This is a genomic window from Bradyrhizobium sp. LeoA1Lang (assembly GCF_055413685.1).
On record NZ_JBVAPG010000596.1, the window covers coordinates 1 to 256 of the forward strand.

Annotated in this window: 1 pseudogene; it reads left to right on the forward strand. The window is 66.8% G+C overall.

What is annotated here, in order from left to right:
* Positions 1-256, forward strand: a pseudogene (locus ACZYOF_RS44635) (IS110 family transposase); the annotation flags it as partial.

Consider the following 256-nt stretch of genomic DNA (forward strand, 5'->3'; position numbering starts at 1 on the left):
GATGCTGACGGGGATCCGCGACGGACTGATCGCCCGGCGCACCCAGCTGAGCAATGCGATCCGCGGCTACGCCGCCGAGTTCGGCCTGATCGCCGCCAAGGGGGTGGACAAGATCGAGCCGCTGTTGGCGCGGATTGCGCAGGACGAGAATCTTCCGGAGCTGGCGCGTGAGCTGTTCGTGGTGCAGGGGCGTGAATACGCAAGGCTCGGGACCGAGCTGAAGGAGATCGAGGCCAAGCTGTTGGCCTGGCACCGG